The following is a 17,776-nucleotide window of genomic DNA, read 5'->3' as shown; positions in this document are numbered from 1 at the left end:
AGAGTACGTCCGCGGCGAGGCGCGCGGGCAGGCGAGCGGGCGAGACTTCACCCGCTCGGCACCGGCGTGCGATGCCGCCCCCGGCCCGCGCGCTACGGCGCAGGGGCCCGGCGCCCACTCCGCCGGCGAGACGAGCGGGGCCGAGGTGCCGGCGTCACAGCTCGACGACGGGAGTCACGACGGGCGCCGCGTCGTCGGCCGGGCGCACCAGCAGGCTTGCCGGGCCGCGATCGACCGGGTCGAACGAGAACCTGCCGTCGCCGTCGGCCATCGTGGACCGGTCGCCGGACGGCTGGCGCAGCTCGACCACCAGGGGCGCCGCCGGGCTCAGCCACCCGTCGATCCGCACCTGGCCGTCGCCCGACGCCGACAGGGCGACCATGACGGTCAACGAGTCGTGCGTGAACGTGATGGTCCGGGCCTCGACGGGAGCCGCGTCACCGCGGACGGCACCGGCAGGAGTGCCGACGTGCCGCATCGACATCACCTCGGCTTCGAGCGAGGCAAGGGTCATCGCGAACAGCGAGCGTTCGACCAGTCCGTCCGGCACGGGGTCGAGCAGGGCGACCGCTCGGCCCAGGACGGCAAGGACCGCTGCGTCGCGCTCGTCGAACGGCGCATCCGGTGCTGGTGTCATGTCCATGGGTCCTCCGCCATGTCGTCGAGCGCGGTCCGCAGCTTCGCGAGACACCGTCCCCGGGTGGCACCGATGCTGCCGACCGGCATGCCGATCGCGGCCGAGATCATCCGGTAGTCCGGGCGGTCGGCGAGCGACACGAGCCGCAACAGCTCCTGGCACCGCTGCGGCAGGAGCGCGAGCGCCCGCCACACCGCGCGGTCGCGCTCGTCGGTCAGGACGTGGAGGTCCGGGCCGGGCCGCGGGTCGGGCAGCGGGTGGACCGCGTCCGGTGCGTCGTCCGGCAGCCCGGTGCGCCGCCGCTGGTCCTCCCGGGCACGCCGCGCAGCCTCCCAGGCGGCCCTGCGTGCGGTGATCAGGAGCCACTTGAGCACGGCGCGCGGCTCCGTGATGGTCCCCGCGTGCCGGACCAGCGCCGCCCACACCGACTGCACGACGTCGTCGGCGGTGTCACGGTCGACGCCCTGCGCGCGGACGGTGTGCCACAGCAGCGGCGTCGCCTCGCGCACCACGGCGCTGAGCGCGGCCGAGCGCCCTTCGCGGTACTCCAGGAGCGCGCGCGCCGCACGGTCCCCGAGCGTCTCCTGGTCCCGTGCGACGTCACGCCCGTCCTGGCGGTGGGCGTCGTCGGTGGTCATCGCGTCCTCGTGCGTTCGCGCCGGAACCCTCGGGCTCCCGTCCGGTCGCGTCGAGCCTAGGATGCGCGCGCGTTCACCGACGGGCGCGGGGTGCGTCACCGTCCGCATTTCACCCTCCGGCGCTCGGCTGCTCTCACGAGACAAGAGGGGTGCGGGCCCGCGCTGATACACGGCGCCCCGGGAACGACGAAGGCCCGCGCCGGACGGCACGGGCCTTCGTCGAGAGGTGGTCCGCCTCAGGCGGCGGTCTCCTCGGTGAGCTTGGTCGTGCGCGACGGGTCGACCGGGATGCCCGGGCCCATCGTCGTCGCGACGGTCGCCTTGGTGATGTAGCGGCCCTTCGACGTCGACGGCTTGAGACGCAGGACCTCGTCGAGCGCCGCGGCGTAGTTCTCCACCAGCTGCTTCTCGTCGAACGAGACCTTGCCGATGATGAAGTGGAGGTTCGCGTGCTTGTCGACGCGGAACTCGATCTTGCCGCCCTTGATCTCCGTCACGGCCTTGGTGACGTCCATCGTGACCGTGCCGGTCTTCGGGTTCGGCATGAGGCCGCGCGGGCCCAGCACCTTGCCCAGACGACCGACCTTGCCCATGAGGTCCGGGGTCGCGACGGCCGAGTCGAAGTCCGTGAAGCCCGCGGCCACGCGCTCGATGAGCTCGTCGCCACCGACGATGTCGGCACCGGCGGCCTCGGCCTCGGCGGCCTTCGGGCCGTTCGCGAACACCAGGACGCGAGCGGTCTTGCCCGTGCCGTGCGGCAGGTTGACCGTGCCGCGGACCATCTGGTCCGCCTTGCGCGGGTCGACACCGAGACGGAACGCGACCTCGACGGTGGCGTCGTACTTGGTCGTCGACGTCTCCTTGGCCAGGCGCACCGCGTCGAGCGGGGCGTAGAGCGCGTCGCGGTCGATCTTCTCGGCAGCGGCCCGGTAGGCCTTGCTGTGCTTCGCCATGATGGCTTCTCCTTGAGTGGTCGTAGCGGGCCCGACGGCCCTGCCACAGTGGGTGTTACCTGAGGTGGTCACGACGGGCGCGACCACCGGGACGGGCTCAGAGCTCGGTGGTGATGCCCATCGAGCGCGCCGTGCCCGCGACGATCTTCATCGCAGCCTCGATGTCGTTCGCGTTGAGGTCCTCGAGCTTGGTCTGCGCGATCTCGCGGACCTGGTCCGCGGTGAGCGAGGCGACCTTGACCGTGTGCGGCGTGGCGGAGCCCTTGGCGACGCCCGCGGCCTTCTTGATCAGCTCGGCGGCCGGCGGCGTCTTCGTGATGAACGTGAACGAGCGGTCCTCGTACACGGTGATCTCGACGGGGACGACGTTGCCGCGCTGCGACTCGGTGGCCGCGTTGTACGCCTTGCAGAACTCCATGATGTTCACGCCGTGCTGACCGAGCGCGGGGCCGATCGGCGGGGCGGGCGTGGCCGCACCGGCGTTGATCTGGAGCTTGATGAGGCCGGCGACCTTCTTCTTGGGAGGCATGCGCCTTCCTTCCTGTTCGTGGTCCGACGCCGTGGGCGATGAACCGGTTGCATGCCGAAGCCCGCGGTCTCCCGCGGGCTATCGGCGCCGTCGTGCCGTCAGATCTTGGCGACCTGGTTGAACGACAGCTCGACCGGGGTCTCCCGGCCGAAGATGGAGACGAGGACCTTGAGCTTCTGGGCCTCGATGTTGATCTCGGAGATCGTGGCGGGCAGCGTGTCGAACGGGCCGTCGGTGACCGTGACCGACTCGCCGACCTCGAAGTCGACGACGACGGTGGCGGCCTTGGCCTTCGCCGCGCCGGCGGCGGGCTTGCCCGCGGACGGCGCCTCGAGCATCGTCGGGGCGAGCATCGAGAAGACCTCGTCGAGAGTCAGCGGCACCGGCTGGTGCGTGTGGCCCACGAAGCCCGTGACGCCGGGCGTGTGCCGTACGGCGCCCCACGACTCGTCGGTGAGGTCCATGCGGACGAGGACGTAACCGGGGATGCGCACGCGGCGGACGATCTTCTTCTGCGCGTTCTTGATCTCGGTCACCTCCTCCATGGGGACCTCGATCTGGAAGATGTAGTCCTCCATGTTCAGGCTCTGGATGCGGTTCTCCAGGTTGGCCTTCACACGGTTCTCGTAGCCCGCGTAGGAGTGGATGACGTACCAGTCACCCATCTGGGAACGCAGCGTGCGCTTGAACTCCTCGGCCGGGTCGGCCTCGTCGGCGGGCTCCGCGGGAGCGTCCTCGCCCGTCGCGTCCTCGCCCGTCGCGTCCTCGTCGGTCGCGTCCTCGATCACGTTCTCGTCGGTCGCGTTCTCGTCGGTCGCGTCCTCGGGCGCGTCGAGCTCCGCCTCCGTGCCCTCCGCGGGCTCGACGGCGTCGACGTTCTCCTGGTCCAGAGGCTCCTGGGACACGAACGAACCTGCTTTCGACTACTCGATGGGTGTTGCTGGAGGTGTGGTCGCTCAGCCGAGCAGAGCGAAGACGCCCTTGCCGATGAGGAAGTCCAGAACCCCCACGAAGGCCATGACGATCACCACGAACACGAGCACGACGCCCGTGTAGGTCAGAAGCTCCTGGCGTGTCGGGGAGACGACCTTCTTGAGCTCGGCGACGACCTGGCGCACGAAAAGGGCGATACGCGCAAAGAGACCCTTGCGATCGCGGTGATCGCGCTCCTTGGCTCCACCTGCCTGAACGGCTCCGGTCGACTCGCTCACTCGTCCAACCTCGATCTTCCGACAGCGTTCGCGCCACCTGCCGGCGGCGCTGAACGGCACTGACACCTGGCGTACCGAGGCCGCGGGGACCCCTGGCAGGGTAGACAGGACTCGAACCTGCAACCTGCGGTTTTGGAGACCGCTGCGCTGCCAATTGCGCCACTACCCTTTGAGACCGACGGCCATCGCCGCGCCGCGTGGGCGCGGACCAGCATGGCGGCCGTCAACCACCGAGGGACAACTGTACGCGACGAGAGCGCCTGGGTCGAACCACCTCCCGCCGCCACCGCGCCGCCCGCGCTCGGCCGCCGGAGGGCCCGCGCCGTCGTCGTCCACCGTTCGGTGGACCCCGGAACCCGCCGTCGGGGCGTCGCGCGACGTGCTCCCTGGCGGCGATGCTAGGTGCATGACCAGCACGCACACGGCCCCAGCCGTCCAGCCCGGGACGCGGCCGCCCCGCACCGCGCCCGCCGTCCGGGTGCGCGGCCTGCGCAAACGCTACGGCGCCACGCAGGCGCTCGACGGCCTCGACCTCGACGTCGTCCACGGGGAGATCTTCGCCGTCCTCGGCCCCAACGGGGCGGGCAAGACCACCACGGTCGAGATCCTCGAAGGCTTCCGCACACGCGACGGCGGCGAGGTGCGCGTGCTCGGCCAGGACCCGGCCACGGCGGGCCGCGCGTGGCGCGCCCGCGTCGGCGTCGTCGCGCAGGACTCGCGCGACCTGTCCGAGCTGACCGTCGCGGAGACGGTCCGCGCCACCGCCCGCTACTACCCCGCGCCACGCGACCCCGCCGAGGTGATCGCGGCCGTGGGGCTCGGCGAGAAGGAGCGCGCGCGCGTGCGGGCGCTGTCCGGCGGGCAGCGACGACGACTCGACGTCGCGCTCGGCATCGTCGGCCGCCCCGAGCTGCTCTTCCTCGACGAGCCGACCACCGGGTTCGACCCCGAGGCGCGCCGGGCGTTCTGGGCGCTGGTGCGCTCGCTGCGCGACGACGGCACCACGATCCTGCTCACGACGCACTATCTCGACGAGGCCGCCGCGCTCGCCGACCGCGCCGCCGTCGTGCGCGACGGGAAGGTGGTCGCGCTCGGCACGCCCGAGAACCTCGGCGGACCCCAGGCACGCACCCCCGTGGTGCGGTGGCTCGACGACGGACGCCCGCGCGAGGAACGCACGACGACGCCGACGGCGCTGGTCGCGCGCCTGGCCGCGAACGCGCCCGCCGGCGAGGTCCCCGGGCTGACCGTGACCCGGCCGAGCCTCGAGGACGTCTACCTCGACCTCATCACCCCGAAGGAGCCGTCATGACCGCCACCGCGGCGCCCGCCACGGTCGACACCGCACGCCTGCCGGGCCTGCTCACGCTCGCGCGCGTCCGCGCGGGGGTCGAGCTGCGTACCTTCCTGCGCGAGCGCGACGCGGTCGTCTTCATCCTCGCCTACCCCGTGATCATGCTGGTCATCTTCGCCACGGTGTTCGGCAGCGACCCCGTCGGCATCACCGACGAGGCGGGGCGCGCCGTCGGGTTCGCGCAGTACTTCCTGCCCGGCATGGTCGCCACGGGCGTCATGCTGTCGAGCTTCCAGTCGCTGGCCATCGCCATCGCCGTCGAGCGCGACGACGGCACGCTCAAGCGGCTGCGCGCCACGCCCGCACCGGCAGCCGCGTACTTCCTGGGGAAGATCGCGCAGATCCTCACGGTCACCGTGGTGCAGGTGGCCGCGCTGCTGGCCGTCGCGACGCTCGTCTACGACGTGCCGCTGCCCGACGACCCCGGCCGCTGGTGGACCTTCGCCTGGGTGCTGCTGCTCGGGGCGGCCACGGGGACGGTGTGCGGCGTCGCGTTCTCGTCGCTGCCGCGCTCGGGCCGCTCGGCGACCGCCGTCGTGACGCCCGTCGTGCTGGTCCTGCAGTTCATCTCGGGCGTGTTCTTCATGCTCGACCAGCTCCCCGCGTGGCTGCGCCAGGTGGCCGAGGTGTTCCCGCTCAAGTGGATGGCGCAGGGCATGCGCTCGGTGTTCCTGCCCGACGCCGCGCTCGCGCTCGAACCGGACGGCTCGTGGCAGCACGGCGCCACCGCTGTTGTACTGGTCGTATGGCTGGTTGTGGGTCTCGCGGTGGGGCTGCGCACGTTCCGCTGGAGGCGGCGTGACGACTGCTGAGCAGGGCACGGTTGAGCAGGGCACGGCTGAGCAGGGCACGGCTGAGCAGGGCACGGCTGAGCAGGGCACGGTGCCGGTCGGCGACGCCGTCGCGACGGACGGCCCCCGCGACCCCTGGGCGTGGGACCGCATCGTGCTGTGGTGGGACGTGGCGGCCTACGCGGTGCTCGCGCTGACCGTGCTCTCGCTGCTGCTCGCCGGGAGCCGCGGGCGCGCCCTGGCCGTCCAGCTCGTGTGCGTCGCCGTCATCGCCCTGGCGTACGCGCTGGTGGGGGCGCGGGCGGCGCGTACCCGCGACCGGGCGCGCGCGCTGGCCTACCTGGCGGTCGTGGTCGTCGCGACGACCGGAGCCGTCACGCAGGGCGACGTCGCCGTCTCGCTGCTGTTCATGGCGTTCGCGCACGCCTGGATGCTGACCGACTCCCTGCGCGACGGCATCGTGGTGGTCACGGCGCTCGTCGTCGGGACCACGCTCGGGATCTGGGGATCGGCCGGCTGGGAGGACGCCGCGCTCGCCCAGGCCGCCCCGCAGATGGGTGTGACGTTCGTGTTCGTCGTCGCGCTCGGCCTGTGGGTGGCGTTCACGATGCGGCAGTCGGAGGAGAACGCCCGGCTCGTCGACCGCCTACGGGCCGCGCAGGCGGAGCTCGCCGCGACGCAGCACGCCGCGGGCGTGGTGGCCGAGCGTGAGCGCCTGGCCCGCGAGATCCACGACACCCTCGCCCAGGGCTTCACGAGCGTCGTCATGCAGGCCCAGGCCGCCGGGGCGGCGCTCGACCGGGGCGACGACGGGTCCGTCCGCGAGCGCCTGGCGACCATGGAGACCACGGCGCGCGACAACCTCGCCGAGGCGCGCGGCCTCGTCGCGGCCTTCGCGCCCGTGCCGCTCCAGGGTGCGACGCTCACGGACGCGCTGCGCCGCCTGGCCGGCCGCTGGGCCGCCGAGACGGGCGCGCGCGCCACCGTGAGCGCCGACGACGTGGGCGCGCTCGAACCGGCCGAGGAGGTCGTGCTGCTGCGCGCCGCCCAGGAAGCCCTGGCCAACGTGCGCCGCCACGCGGGCGCCGCCTCCGTGCGGGTGACGTTGCGCGGCGGCGGGGGCCGGCCCGTCGAGCTCGACGTGATCGACGACGGGCGCGGCATCGACGACGACGTCGCCGAGGGGTTCGGGCTGCGGGGCATGCGCGAACGGGTCACCGCCGGTGGCGGGTCTCTCGACGTCGGGCCGCGCGAGGACGGCGGGACGGCCGTGCACGTGCGGCTGCCGGCGCGGAGCGCGTCGTGACCGGCGCCGCGGGCGGAGCCGGCGAGGGTGCGGCAGGCGCCGTCGTGCGCGTGCTGGTGGTCGACGACCACCCCGTGGTGCGCTCGGGGCTCGTGGGGATGCTCGCCGGGGAGCCCGACCTGGAGGTGGTCGGCGAGGCCGGGGACGGCGAGGTCGCGGTGGCGCTCGCGGCCTCGCTGACCCCCGACGTCGTGCTCATGGACCTGCGCATGCCGGTGCTCGACGGCGTGGGCGCGACCGCGCGGATCGCCGGCACCGGCCCGCGCGTGCTGGTGCTGACCACCTACGACACCGACGCAGACATCCTGCGTGCGGTCGAGGCCGGGGCCACGGGCTACCTGCTCAAGGACACGCCGCGCGACACGCTGGTGCGGGGCGTGCGCGCGGCCGCCCAGGGGCAGACGGTGCTCGCTCCGACGGTCGCGACCCGCCTGGTGGGCTCGATGCGCAGCACCGCCGAACGGCCGACCGCGCGCGAGGCGCAGGTGCTCGCGCTCGTCGCCGAGGGGCGCTCCAACGCCGAGGTGGGCCGCGCGCTGTTCATCGGCGAGGCGACGGTCAAGACCCACCTGCTGCGCACGTTCGCCAAGCTCGGGGTGGACGACCGGACAGGCGCGGTGACCGAAGCGCGGCGCCGCGGCTGGCTGGCGTAGCGCGCCTGGGTGCGAGACTGCCCCCGTGCGCGACCTCACCCGGCTGCCCAAGGCCCACCTGCACCTGCACTTCACGGGGTCGATGAGCGTGCCCACGCTGCGCGCGATCGCGGACGAGCGCGGCATGCGCCTGCCGTCGGCTCTGCTCGACGGCGACCCGCTGCGCGTCCCGGCGACGCAGCGCGGCTGGTTCCGGTTCCAGCGCCTGTACGACGCCGCGCGCGCGTGCGTGCGCTCGGAGGCCGACATGCGTCGCATCGTCGACGAGGCCGCGGCCGCCGACGCCGCCGAGGGGTCGGTGCGCCTGGAGCTCCAGGTCGACCCGACGTCGTACGCGCAGTTCGTCGGCGGGATCACGCCCGCGGTCGAGATCGTGCTCGATGCCGCGAGGACTGCGAGCGCCGCGCACGGCCTGGAGGTCGCCGTCGTCGTCGCGGCAAGCCGCATGCGCCACCCCCTGGACGCGCGCACGCTCGCGCGGCTTGCCGCCCGGTACGCGGGGCACGGGCCGGGCGAGGTGGTCGGGTTCGGGCTGAGCAACGACGAGCGGTCGGGAGACACCGAGGCGTTCGCGCACGCGTTCCGCATCGCGCGCGACGCGGGCCTGGCGTCGGTGCCGCACGGCGGTGAGCTGCTCGGGCCCGAGCACGTGGGCACGGTGGCCGAGATGCTGCTGCCCGATCGCCTGGGGCACGGCGTGCGCGCCAGCGAGGATCCGGCAGTGCTTGCCAGGCTGGTAGCGCGCGGGGTCGCCCTCGAGGTCTGCCCGGCGTCGAACGTGGGGCTCGGGGTGTATGCGGACACGGCCGCGGTGCCCCTGCGTGCGCTCGTGGACGCGGGCGCCGAGGTGGCGCTCGGTGCGGACGACCCGCTGCTGTTCGGGTCGCGGCTCGTCGACCAGTACGAGGCCGCGCGCACCGTCCACGGGTTCGACGACGCCGAGCTCGCGGATCTGGCGCGCGCCTCGATCCGGGCGAGCCGCGCGACTCCCGCCAGCAAGGTGCGCATGCTGGCGGGGGTCGACGCCTGGCTCGGGGCCGAGGGGGGAACGGTCGGGTGAGTCGCGGCCGGCCCGGGCCGGCCGACATCACGAGTGCGTGACGATCGGCGCACCACGTGGGTGGTTGCGCGTGCGTGAGAGAGAGTGGGCGCACCATCTGAACCTCAGACATGGCACGGGAGGACGATCCATGACGCACGGCACGGCCGGCACGGGGCCCCGCACGGGACACAGGCGCGCCCGCGTCCCGCTCCGCCGCGCACTCGTGGCAGGGCTCGCGGCAGGGCTCGTGGCAGTCCCGGCCGGGTGCGCCTGGCCCGGTGAGGCGAGCCCTGCGGGTGCGGCGTCGTCTGCGGGGTCGCCGTCGGCCACGTCGTCGCCGGCTCCCACGGCATCGACCCGGGCGACGCCCGGCACGAGCACACCGCCGTCGACGCCGACACCGACACCGACACCGACGCCCGAGCCGGAGGCGACGCCCGAGGTTCCCGCCGCGGACGCACCGACCCCGGAGGCGACGCCTCCCGTCACGCCGCCACCGGCCGAGACGCCCGAGCCCACGGAGCCGCCCGCGCCGCAGTACGTCACGCACGGGTCCACCGGCCCCGAGGTGCTCGCGCTGCAGCAGCGGCTCCAGGAGCTCGGCTACGGCCTCGTGGACCCCGACGGTGTCTACGGCTCGAGCACCCGCCAGGCCGTGTGGGCCTTCCAGAAGGCGGCCGGCCTCGGCCGCGACGGCGTCATCGGCCCGCAGACGCAGGCCGCGCTCGACGCCGGATACCGGCCCACGCCGCGTTCGACGTCCGGCCACGTCGTCGAGATCGACCTGGAGCGGCAGATCCTGCTGGCCGTCGACGGCGGCCACGTCACCAAGGTCATCAACGCGTCGTCCGGCAACGGCAAGCCGTTCGAGGCCAAGGGTGGTCAGTTCGTCGCGCACACGCCGCGCGGCTCGTTCCAGGTCTACAGCCAGGACAACGGCATGCACAGCTCGACGCTCGAGCTGGGCGACATGTGGCGGCCCAAGTACTTCTCGGGCGGCATCGCCGTCCACGGCTCGGGGTCGATCCCGCCGTACCCCGCGTCGCACGGGTGCGTGCGGGTCTCCAACGGGGCGATGAACTGGCTGTGGGACTCATGGGGCATGCCGATCGGGACGCCGGTGCTCGTGTACTGACGGACGTGCGGGACCGCCTCGCTCAGCCGGCCCGCGCGACACCGCCGTCGAGCGCGGCGCGCGCCTGACGGAGCGCGGCACCGTCCTCGTCGGCGAGCGCGGCGTCGCGCAGGCGGGCCAGGGTCGGGGCAGCTCCCGGATCGCCGACGAGATCCGCGGCGACCTCCAGGAGCGTCGCGAAGCTCTCCGTGCCGTGCCGGTGCGTGGCTCCGTACCCCTTGAGCACGCGCTGGCACTCGACGATCTCGCAGGCGAGGTCGTAGTCGACCGCGGCCGCGGCGAGCGCCTGCGTGATCCAGGACTCGATGGCGGCCTGCTCGCGCCCGAAGCGCAGCGACCGGGGCCGCAGCGGCCGGAACCTGGCCATGGCCCACAGCATCGTGAAGCCGACGACGCCGGTGGTGTTGACGACCATGCCGTCGCGGGTGACCCGGCCGATGGCGCGGCCGAGCCCGGCGGACGCGGCCACGCGCCGGCCGATCGCCGTCGGGAGGGTGTCGGCGATCTCGTCGAGCTGCGGGTGCAGGTACTCGCGCACGTTCAGGAGCTGCCCGGGTGCCGCCTTGGCCTCGGCGCGCACGGCGTCGAGGCGGCGGCGGCGGATCTTCTGCTGCGCGACGTGGATGGTGTCCTGATAGCACATCCACAGCGCCACGTGGCGGGCGGCCTCGGTGGTCAGCCGGGCCGGGCCGTCGGGCCGTTCGAGGGCGACGAACCGTGCGACACGGTCAAGGTAGGTGTCGGTGTAGCGCGTGTCCTGGTGGACGGCGGTGCGTACGACGCCGTGCAGCAGCATCGAGCGCGCGGGGGCGGGGAAGTCGGCGGCGACCCGGGCGGCCGCGTCCTGCAGGCCCGGGCCGACGAGCGAGGCCGGGTCGCGCACGGCCTGCTCCGCGCGCCGCTCGGCGGCCGCGGCGGCCGCCGCCTCGGTGGCGTCCACGGGCCGGCTGCGGCCGATGGTCACGGGCACGGGTCCGGTGCCGCGGCCTTCCGCCGGGAGGGGGCGCGGTGCGGGGCGCTGCGCGGCGTCCAGGCCTGCGGCGAAGGCGGCCAGCGAGGCGTCGACGCCCTTCCCGCTGGCCCGGATCGCGTCCTCGAAGCCCGCCCTGTCGAACGGCAGCGCGCCCGAGCCGGCCAGCGCACCGAACAGCGAGGCGCTGATCACGCTGCGCGCCTCGAGGGCGAGCGCCATGAAGTCTGCCGCGATGAGGCGCTTCGCCCCGCCGTGCGCGGCTTCGAGCAGCGTGTTGCTGTCGACGCGGCCGTCACCGAGGGCAAGCTTCTCGTCCATCGAGTAGACGCGGTGGGTCGAGGCGATGAGCGTCGTGCGGTCCGGGGTGGCGAAGCCTCTCTGGATCGCCCGCCCGGCCTCCATGAGCTCGGAGGCGATGACGACGTCGACCTCCCCGGGCGTGGGGAACAGGCTCAGCACCGGCTCGCTGCGGGTGTCCTCCGGTCCTGCCTGGCCGCCCGGGTACAGCTCGACGTAGTAGACGGTCGCCCCGGTGCGCTGGGCGACGCCCGCGACCGAGGTGTTCTGCGCGTGGTACCCCGCGCGCTCCCCGACGGCGACGATCCAGTCGGCGAGGACGCCGCCGCCCTCGCCGCCCATGGCGAGGATCGCGATCGTGAGGGGCCTGCGGCCCGTGCTCCAGCTGCTCATCGGTTCACCTCGGCGGGTTCGAGTCGGGCGGCCCGGCGTTCCACGCCGCGTGACAGGGCGCCGATCCACACCGCGCGCCAGCGGGCGAGCAGCCTGTCGCGCCGCGTCGGGTTGAACACCAGGTCGCTGCGGTAGAACGACGGGCACAGGGACGCCGCGTGGGCGTTGGCGCCGCAGACGCCGCAGCCGACGCACGAGTCGAGCACGGTCGCCACGGGGTCGGTCCGCATCGGGTCGGGGTTGGCCTTGATCGACAGCGACGGGCAGCCCGAGACGCGGATGCAGGCGTGGTCGCCCGTGCAGGTCTCGGCGTCGACACCGAACCGTTCGGTGACGACGCGCCGGCCCGCCTTGATCGCCTGGGCGCGCTGCGGTTTGACGCGCCGCTGCCGGTTGAGCTGGCACTCGCTCTGCGCGACGACGACCTTGGGCCCGGGGGTCCTGGTGGTCAGGGCCGTGACGAGCAGGTCGCGCAGGGCGCCGATCTTGTAGGTGTCGGTGACCGTCTTCGCCCACGTGACGCCGATGCCGCGCACGGCCTTCTCGATGGGGTGCTTGGTCGAGCGGAGCATGCTGTCGGCCCGCGAGGAGAGCAGGTCCTGACCGCCGGTCGCCGCGCTGTACGCGTTGTCGACGACGAGCAGGACCTGGTCGTTCTGGTTGAAGACGGCGTTGCCGACACCGCTCGTCAGGCCGTTGTGCCAGAAGCCGCCGTCGCCCATGACGGCGACGGTGCGGCGGTCGGCGTCGTGGGAGTTGAGTGCGGCGGCCCCGGCCGAGCCGAGGCCGTAGCCCATCGTGGTGGCCCCGAGGTTGAACGGCTCGTTGATGGCGAACAGGTGGCAGCCGATGTCGGCGCTGACGTGGTGCTGCTTGCCGATCTGTCTCTCCGCGAGCTTGAGCGCCGAGAAGATGGGCCGCTCGGGGCACCCGGTGCACAGGCCGGGCGGGCGGCCACGGACGACGCCGGCGTCGACGCGCGGCGCGAACGGGCTGCGCGGGTCGCCGTGCGGCAGCAGCAGGGCGGGGCGGTCCGTGGCGGCCCCGGGGACGTACCTGCTGAGGAACGCGTGCAGCCCCTGGGTCACGACGGTCGCGGTGTACTCCCCCGCGACCGGCAGCAGGTCCTTGCCGTGCAGCGCGACCTCGGAGCCGGCGCGCCGCAGGATCGCGTTGAGGTTCTGCTCGATGTAGTCGGGCTGCCCCTCCTCCACGAGCAGCACGGCCCGCTTGTCCGCGACGAAGTCCAGGATCTCCGAGTCCACCACCGGGTAGGTGACGTTCATGACGTACGTCGGCACCTGGGCGTTGCCGTAGGCGTCCGAGACGCCGAGCAGCTCCATGGCGCGGTTGAGCGTGTTGTAGACGCCGCCCTGCACGATGATCCCGACGTCGCTGGTGCCGGCCCCGAGCACCTCGTTGAGGCCGTGGCCAGTGATGTACTCGACGGCGGCCGGCCAGCGGTCCTCGACCTTCTCCTTCTCGTGCTGGAAGCTCGCGGGGGCAGCACGATGCGGTCGAGCCGGCGCGTCGGGTTCTCGACGGCGTCCTTGACCGTCACGGGCGGGCGGACGTTGTCCTTGGCGGTGAAGCTGCCGTACAGGTGGCACGAGCGCAGGCGGAGCTGGAGCATCACGGGGGTGCTGCTCGCCTCCGACAGCTCGAACCCCGCCTCGACGGCCCTGACGATCGCGTCGATGTTGGGCCGCGGGTCGAGCAGCCACATCTGCGACTTCATGGCGAAGGCGTGCGAGCGCTCCTGCATGATGCTGGAGCCCTCGCCGTAGTCTTCGCCCACGATGACCAGCGCGCCGCCCGTGACCCCGCCGCTGGACAGGTTGGCCAGCGCGTCGGAGGCGACGTTGGTCCCGACCGTCGACTTGAAGGTGACGGCACCGCGCAGCGGGTAGTTGACCGACGCCGCGAGCATCGCGGCGGCTGTCGCCTCCGACGCGTTGTTCTCGAAGTAGACGCCGAGCTCGTCGAGGATCTCGTGCGCGTCCCCCAGCACGTCCATCAGGTGGGAGATCGGGGCCCCCTGGTACCCGCCGACGTAGGCCACCCCGGACTGGAGCAGGGCCTTGGTCACCGCGAGGATCCCCTCGCCGGAGAAGGTGCCTCCCTCGCCCATGCGGAGCTTGCGCACCTCGTGCGCGAACGAGCGCTCGGCCACCGGTGCTCCTTCCTGTGCTGTTCGGACCGGGGTTGTCGTCGGGGCGGTCGGGTCGTGCGCGACCGCTCAGGCCGGGACGATCGCCAGCGCGCGCGCCGGCGACCCGGTACCGCCGACGATCGGCAGCGGCGCCGCGACGATGACGGCGCCCGTCGCCGGGAGCCGGTCGACGTTCTGCAGCTGCGTGAGCCCGAACTTGCCGGCGCCGAGGAGGTAGTGGTGGGCCGGGAACGGGGGCTCCATGCCGCCCGCCTGGCCGGCGTCGATGCCCACCGTCTCGACCGCGAAGCCCGTGATCGGGGACGCGGCGAGCCACCGCGCGCCGGCCGGGGAGACGCCCGGCGTGTGCGGGCCGTTCTCGTCGGCGTTCGCGAAGGCGGCGGCGTCCTTGTTGTACGCGCTCCAGCCGGTGCGCAGCACCAGCCACGCGCCGTCGGGCAGCGGCCCGCGCTCTGCGACCACCGCGTCGAGGTGCTCCGGCTCGAGCACGAAGTCGGGGTTGCTGGCGGCCTCGGCCGTCACGTCGAGCACGACGGCGGGGCCGACGAGGCGCGAGGGCGGGATGGCGTCGACGGAGTAGCCGTCGCGGCCCGTCGCCCAGTGGACGGGGGCGTCGAGGTGGGTGCCGGTGTGCTCACCCAGGTGGAGGTTGTTCCAGCTCCAGGCCGGCCCGGCCTCGTCGAAGTTGCTGACGACCTCCAGGGACAGCGGGATGGTGTTCGCGAAGGGCGCGGGGAGCTGGAGGATCGGGGTCGAGGGCGACAGCGGCGCGGTGAGGTCGACGATCTCGGCCTCGCCGGCGGCGAGAGCGGTCAGCAGGGTGCCGATGGCGGACATGGTGAGCCTTTCCTCGTGCGTGAGGGTGATCACGTGTTGGCGTCAGAACCTAGGTGGCGGCGCCGGGGCTGCTCTATCCGTATTGCGCGGCTGTCAGCCGGAATACGCCGCCGGCCGCTCAGCCCAGGCGCTGGATCGTCTCGCTCGGGGACTCCCCGAACTCCGCGCGGTAGTCGCCGGACAACCGGCCGAGGTGGCTGACGCCCCAGCGGTGCGCCGCCTCGGCGACCGATGTCGCGCTGCCGTCGACGAGCGACTCGCGCACGCGGTGCAGGCGCGCGCGGCGCAGGTGCGCCATCGGCGTGGTCCGCAGATGGGTGCGGAACCCGGCCTGCAGCGTGCGGATCGAGACGCCGACCGCCTCCGCGATGTCCAGGGTCCGCAGCGGCTCGGCGCAGTGGTCCTCGATCAGGCGCGCGGCGCGCCTGACGAGCTGCTCGGAGGCCGAGACGTCGGTGCCCGGCGCGTGCGGAGAGGCGAGCGCCGCGACGAGCCCGTCGATGAGCGCGAGCTGGAGCGACCGGGCCGTCAGGGGCGAGCCGTTCATCCCGTCGTCGCGCTCCAGGTCGGCGACGACGAGACCCACGAGGCTGCGCCAGGTGCGGCCGACGCCGCTGCGCAGGTCGAAGCTCCTGCCGCTCCAGCGCGGCACGACGACGCCGCTCTCGGCGGCGAGGGCGATCCGCTCGCGCAGCAGGTCGGTCGCGACCTGCACGAGCAGGCGCGGGTTGCCCGCGGAGTACCGCATGCGGACCGCCTCGCCGGGGCTCGTGACGGCCGCGCTGCGCGGGCCGACGCTCACGAGGCTCGCCCCGGCCTGGACCGTCGTCAGCCCGTTCAGCGGGATCTGCACGAGGCAGAAGTCGAGGCGTTCCGTGGCCACCTCGACCTCGGCGTGGTAGTCGATGTAGTGCAGGCTGATCCGCTCGAGGGTGGCGGCGTTGTGCAGCGCCATGAACCCGTCGCCGCCGCGCCGCACCCACAGCGAGTGCGGCGCCAGCGACGCGGCGATCGACTCGCGGGCGGCATCGATATCGCTGGTGTGCAGGACGCCGTGCGATCCCAACGGCGTCGCCACCCGGGCCATCAGCCCCCCTGTCGGTCGTCGTGCACCTCGCACCTCGCGGCACGTGTCTAAGGGTCGACGATCGTCACGGTACTGCAATATTCGCGCCTTGTGGATAGCCGCTGCACGCGAGCGGATAGAAGGCACCCGCCCGGGCGCCGACCATCGGTGTGCATGACAAGTGTGACTGCCAGCACAGTCGACGTGACGCCCACGTCACTTCGCAGCCAGCTCGCCCGGTGGCCCACGGGCGTCACGATCATCACCGCCTGCGGCGACGGTCGCCCGCTCGGCAAGACGGCCAACAGCTTCCACGCCGCCTCGCTCGACCCGGCACTCGTCGGCTGGTGCATCGACAAGAGATCGAGCCGGTTCGACGAGTGGGTCGCCGTCACCGGATACGCCGTCCACGTCATGGCCGGCCACCAGACGGACCTCGTCACGCGATTCGCCGCCTCGGGGTCCGACAGGTTCGACGGCCTCGACACGATGCCGGGCCTCGACGGCATCCCCCTGCTCGCCTGCGACGTCCCGCTACGGCTCGAGTGCCGCATCGCCGACACGTTCGACGTCGGAGACCACGTCTACCTCATCGGGCAGGTCGTCACGATGACCGCGTCCCACCACACGCCCATGACAATCCAGCGCTGACCAGCCGCTGTTGCCCAACCCCAGGAGAGACACGACATGAGCATCCCCATTCTCGAGTCGAACCACTTCCGGCTCGGCCTGTTCTCGGCGAACTGCTCGGGCGGCCTCGCCGTCACCACGATCCCGGAGCGCTGGTCGGCGTCGTGGGAGGACAACCTGCGCCTCGCCAAGCTCGCCGACCGGACGGGCATCGACTTCATGCTCCCCATCGCGCGCTGGATCGGCTACGGCGGCACGACCAACTTCCACGAGAGCGTGCTCGAGCCGATCCCGTGGGCCACCGCGATCCTGGCCAACACGGAGCGGCTCAACGCGTTCTGCACGATCCACGCCGCCTACAACCACCCGGCCGTCACCGCCAAGCAGCTCGCGACCATCGACCAGGTCGCCCCGGGCCGCATCGGCATCAACGTCGTCGCCGGCTGGAACCAGCCCGAGTACGTCGCCATGGGCGTCGACCTGCCGCAGGACCACGACTCGCGCTACGCGCTGGCCCAGGAGTGGATCGACGTCATCAACACGCTGTGGTCGCGCGACGGCCGCTACGACCTCAAGGGACGGTTCTGGGACCTCGAGGGCATCGAGTCGGTGCCCAAGCCGGCCGCCCGGCGCCTGCCCGTCCTCAACGCGGGCTCCTCCCCGCAGGGCAAGGCGTACGCGGCCCGCAACGCCGACTTCGTCTTCACCATCGTCAGCGGCCCCGAGGACGGCGCCGCCGTCGTCCAGGAGGTCAAGGCCGCCTCGGCCGCGCTGGGCCGCGACGCCGGGGTGCTCACCCCGACGCACGTCGTGTGCCGCCCCACCCGCAAGGAGGCCGAGGAGTACCTGCACTACTACGCCGTCGAGAACGCCGACTGGGACGCCGTCGACAACCTCATGACGCTCCAGGGCCTGCACGCGCAGTCGTTCAGCAAGGACCTGCTGGAGAACTACCGCACCCGGTTCGCGGCCGGCCACGGCACCTGCCCGCTCATCGGGTCGCCCGACGACGTCGCCGACGAGATCGAGAAGTTCGCGAGGGCGGGCTTCGGCGGCATCACGATGGCGTTCGTCGACTACGTGAGCGAGCTCGAGTACTTCGCCGAGGAGGTCATGCCGCGCCTGGCGAAGAAGGGCCTGCGCCCCGAGGGCGCCTGA

At 73.0% G+C, this 17,776-nt stretch carries 20 protein-coding genes and 1 tRNA gene; 9 read left to right on the top strand and 12 right to left on the bottom strand.

Translation table 11 applies throughout. The features are described 5' to 3' along the window. Positions 1-154: 154 nt before the first annotated feature. The 7 genes from ET495_RS15740 to ET495_RS15710 all read right to left on the bottom strand — a co-directional run bounded on the left by ET495_RS15740 (position 155) and on the right by ET495_RS15710 (position 4,137). Positions 155-637, bottom strand: coding sequence for a hypothetical protein (locus ET495_RS15740; RefSeq protein ID WP_245993140.1), 483 nt, complete (start codon positions 635-637; stop codon positions 155-157). After that, entirely contained in the window at positions 634-1,275 is a 642-nt protein-coding gene (locus ET495_RS15735; protein ID WP_129205569.1) for an RNA polymerase sigma factor, read from the bottom strand. Before ET495_RS15735 ends, ET495_RS15740 begins: the two co-directional genes overlap by 4 nt. Before the next feature lie 236 nt (positions 1,276-1,511). Further along, the gene (gene rplA, locus ET495_RS15730) at positions 1,512-2,228 is read right to left on the bottom strand and encodes a 50S ribosomal protein L1 (RefSeq protein WP_129205568.1); all 717 of its coding nucleotides are present in this window, start codon (positions 2,226-2,228) and stop codon (positions 1,512-1,514) included. 97 nt (positions 2,229-2,325) lie between these two features. Beyond that, entirely contained in the window at positions 2,326-2,757 is a 432-nt protein-coding gene (gene rplK / locus ET495_RS15725) for a 50S ribosomal protein L11 (RefSeq protein ID WP_129205567.1), read from the bottom strand. A gap of 98 nt (positions 2,758-2,855) precedes the next feature. Next, positions 2,856-3,662, bottom strand: coding sequence for a transcription termination/antitermination protein NusG (gene nusG / locus ET495_RS15720; RefSeq protein WP_129205566.1), 807 nt, complete (start codon positions 3,660-3,662; stop codon positions 2,856-2,858). Between the two features lie 51 nt (positions 3,663-3,713). Continuing rightward, positions 3,714-3,968, bottom strand: a complete 255-nt coding sequence (gene secE / locus ET495_RS15715; RefSeq protein ID WP_129205565.1) for a preprotein translocase subunit SecE — start codon at positions 3,966-3,968, stop codon at positions 3,714-3,716. A 93-nt stretch (positions 3,969-4,061) separates the two neighbouring features. Continuing rightward, a tRNA-Trp gene (locus ET495_RS15710) sits at positions 4,062-4,137 on the bottom strand. A gap of 237 nt (positions 4,138-4,374) precedes the next feature. On the opposite strand from ET495_RS15710, the gene ET495_RS15705 reads away from it, so the two are divergent. The 7 genes from ET495_RS15705 (at position 4,375) to ET495_RS15675 (ending at position 10,249) form a co-directional block, all read left to right on the top strand. Then, a complete protein-coding gene (locus tag ET495_RS15705; RefSeq protein WP_129205564.1) occupies positions 4,375-5,280 on the top strand; it encodes an ABC transporter ATP-binding protein in 906 nt (301 codons plus the stop codon). Next, complete coding sequence (locus tag ET495_RS15700; RefSeq protein WP_129205563.1) at positions 5,277-6,134, top strand: ABC transporter permease; 858 nt, start codon at positions 5,277-5,279, stop codon at positions 6,132-6,134. Before ET495_RS15705 ends, ET495_RS15700 begins: the two co-directional genes overlap by 4 nt. An 11-nt stretch (positions 6,135-6,145) precedes the next feature. Then, positions 6,146-6,310 carry a hypothetical protein gene (locus tag ET495_RS19785; protein ID WP_162616513.1) on the top strand — a complete coding sequence of 55 codons (165 nt, stop codon included), beginning with the start codon at positions 6,146-6,148 and terminating at the stop codon, positions 6,308-6,310. Continuing rightward, entirely contained in the window at positions 6,268-7,419 is a 1,152-nt protein-coding gene (locus ET495_RS15690) for a sensor histidine kinase (protein ID WP_425471155.1), read from the top strand. The genes ET495_RS19785 and ET495_RS15690 overlap by 43 nt, the downstream gene beginning before the upstream one ends. A 98-nt stretch (positions 7,420-7,517) precedes the next feature. Beyond that, a complete protein-coding gene (locus ET495_RS15685) occupies positions 7,518-8,072 on the top strand; it encodes a response regulator (protein WP_245993497.1) in 555 nt (184 codons plus the stop codon). A 25-nt stretch (positions 8,073-8,097) separates the two neighbouring features. Beyond that, positions 8,098-9,132 carry an adenosine deaminase gene (locus ET495_RS15680; protein ID WP_129205562.1) on the top strand — a complete coding sequence of 345 codons (1,035 nt, stop codon included), beginning with the start codon at positions 8,098-8,100 and terminating at the stop codon, positions 9,130-9,132. Positions 9,133-9,262: 130 nt separating this feature from the next. Further along, positions 9,263-10,249, top strand: coding sequence for a L,D-transpeptidase family protein (locus ET495_RS15675; protein ID WP_129205561.1), 987 nt, complete (start codon positions 9,263-9,265; stop codon positions 10,247-10,249). A 22-nt stretch (positions 10,250-10,271) separates the two neighbouring features. On the opposite strand, the gene ET495_RS15670 is transcribed toward ET495_RS15675, so the two are convergent. From ET495_RS15670 to ET495_RS15655, 5 genes are all read right to left on the bottom strand, one after another. Then, positions 10,272-11,912 (bottom strand): indolepyruvate oxidoreductase subunit beta family protein, encoded by a 1,641-nt coding sequence (locus ET495_RS15670; RefSeq protein ID WP_129205560.1) that lies wholly within the window; start codon positions 11,910-11,912, stop codon positions 10,272-10,274. Next, on the bottom strand, positions 11,909-12,709 hold the full coding sequence (locus tag ET495_RS18995; protein WP_245993496.1) for a thiamine pyrophosphate-dependent enzyme: 801 nt from the start codon (positions 12,707-12,709) through the stop codon (positions 11,909-11,911). Before ET495_RS18995 ends, ET495_RS15670 begins: the two co-directional genes overlap by 4 nt. Positions 12,710-13,194: 485 nt before the next feature. Next, positions 13,195-14,085, bottom strand: a complete 891-nt coding sequence (locus ET495_RS18990) for a hypothetical protein (RefSeq protein WP_245993136.1) — start codon at positions 14,083-14,085, stop codon at positions 13,195-13,197. Positions 14,086-14,151: 66 nt separating this feature from the next. Then, positions 14,152-14,922 (bottom strand): cyclase family protein, encoded by a 771-nt coding sequence (locus tag ET495_RS15660; protein WP_129205559.1) that lies wholly within the window; start codon positions 14,920-14,922, stop codon positions 14,152-14,154. 118 nt (positions 14,923-15,040) lie between these two features. Then, on the bottom strand, positions 15,041-16,000 hold the full coding sequence (locus ET495_RS15655) for an AraC family transcriptional regulator (RefSeq protein WP_162616512.1): 960 nt from the start codon (positions 15,998-16,000) through the stop codon (positions 15,041-15,043). Between the two features lie 162 nt (positions 16,001-16,162). On the opposite strand from ET495_RS15655, the gene ET495_RS15650 reads away from it, so the two are divergent. Beyond that, positions 16,163-16,639, top strand: coding sequence for a flavin reductase family protein (locus ET495_RS15650; protein ID WP_129205557.1), 477 nt, complete (start codon positions 16,163-16,165; stop codon positions 16,637-16,639). 36 nt (positions 16,640-16,675) lie between these two features. Beyond that, positions 16,676-17,776, top strand: coding sequence for an LLM class flavin-dependent oxidoreductase (locus ET495_RS15645; RefSeq protein WP_129205556.1), 1,101 nt, complete (start codon positions 16,676-16,678; stop codon positions 17,774-17,776).

It is taken from the genome of Xylanimonas allomyrinae (genome assembly GCF_004135345.1).
Taxonomy (GTDB): Bacteria; Actinomycetota; Actinomycetes; order Actinomycetales; family Cellulomonadaceae; genus Xylanimonas; species Xylanimonas allomyrinae.
This window is presented reverse-complemented; position numbering and strand designations above follow the sequence as displayed.

Excerpts from the sequence above, each read along its gene's own strand:
- ET495_RS18995 (WP_245993496.1), bottom strand. The coding sequence starts at position 12,709 with ATGGGCTACGGCCTCGGCTCGGCCGGGGCCGCCGCACTCAACTCCCAC.
- rplK (WP_129205567.1), bottom strand. The coding sequence starts at position 2,757 with ATGCCTCCCAAGAAGAAGGTCGCCGGCCTCATCAAGCTCCAGATCAAC.
- ET495_RS15645 (WP_129205556.1), top strand. The coding sequence starts at position 16,676 with ATGAGCATCCCCATTCTCGAGTCGAACCACTTCCGGCTCGGCCTGTTC.
- ET495_RS15735 (WP_129205569.1), bottom strand. The coding sequence starts at position 1,275 with ATGACCACCGACGACGCCCACCGCCAGGACGGGCGTGACGTCGCACGG.
- ET495_RS15660 (WP_129205559.1), bottom strand. The coding sequence starts at position 14,922 with ATGTCCGCCATCGGCACCCTGCTGACCGCTCTCGCCGCCGGCGAGGCC.
- ET495_RS15700 (WP_129205563.1), top strand. The coding sequence starts at position 5,277 with ATGACCGCCACCGCGGCGCCCGCCACGGTCGACACCGCACGCCTGCCG.
- ET495_RS15650 (WP_129205557.1), top strand. The coding sequence starts at position 16,163 with ATGACAAGTGTGACTGCCAGCACAGTCGACGTGACGCCCACGTCACTT.
- ET495_RS15675 (WP_129205561.1), top strand. The coding sequence starts at position 9,263 with ATGACGCACGGCACGGCCGGCACGGGGCCCCGCACGGGACACAGGCGC.
- rplA (WP_129205568.1), bottom strand. The coding sequence starts at position 2,228 with ATGGCGAAGCACAGCAAGGCCTACCGGGCCGCTGCCGAGAAGATCGAC.
- ET495_RS15740 (WP_245993140.1), bottom strand. The coding sequence starts at position 637 with ATGACACCAGCACCGGATGCGCCGTTCGACGAGCGCGACGCAGCGGTC.
- ET495_RS15685 (WP_245993497.1), top strand. The coding sequence starts at position 7,518 with ATGCTCGCCGGGGAGCCCGACCTGGAGGTGGTCGGCGAGGCCGGGGAC.
- ET495_RS15670 (WP_129205560.1), bottom strand. The coding sequence starts at position 11,912 with ATGAGCAGCTGGAGCACGGGCCGCAGGCCCCTCACGATCGCGATCCTC.
- ET495_RS15705 (WP_129205564.1), top strand. The coding sequence starts at position 4,375 with ATGACCAGCACGCACACGGCCCCAGCCGTCCAGCCCGGGACGCGGCCG.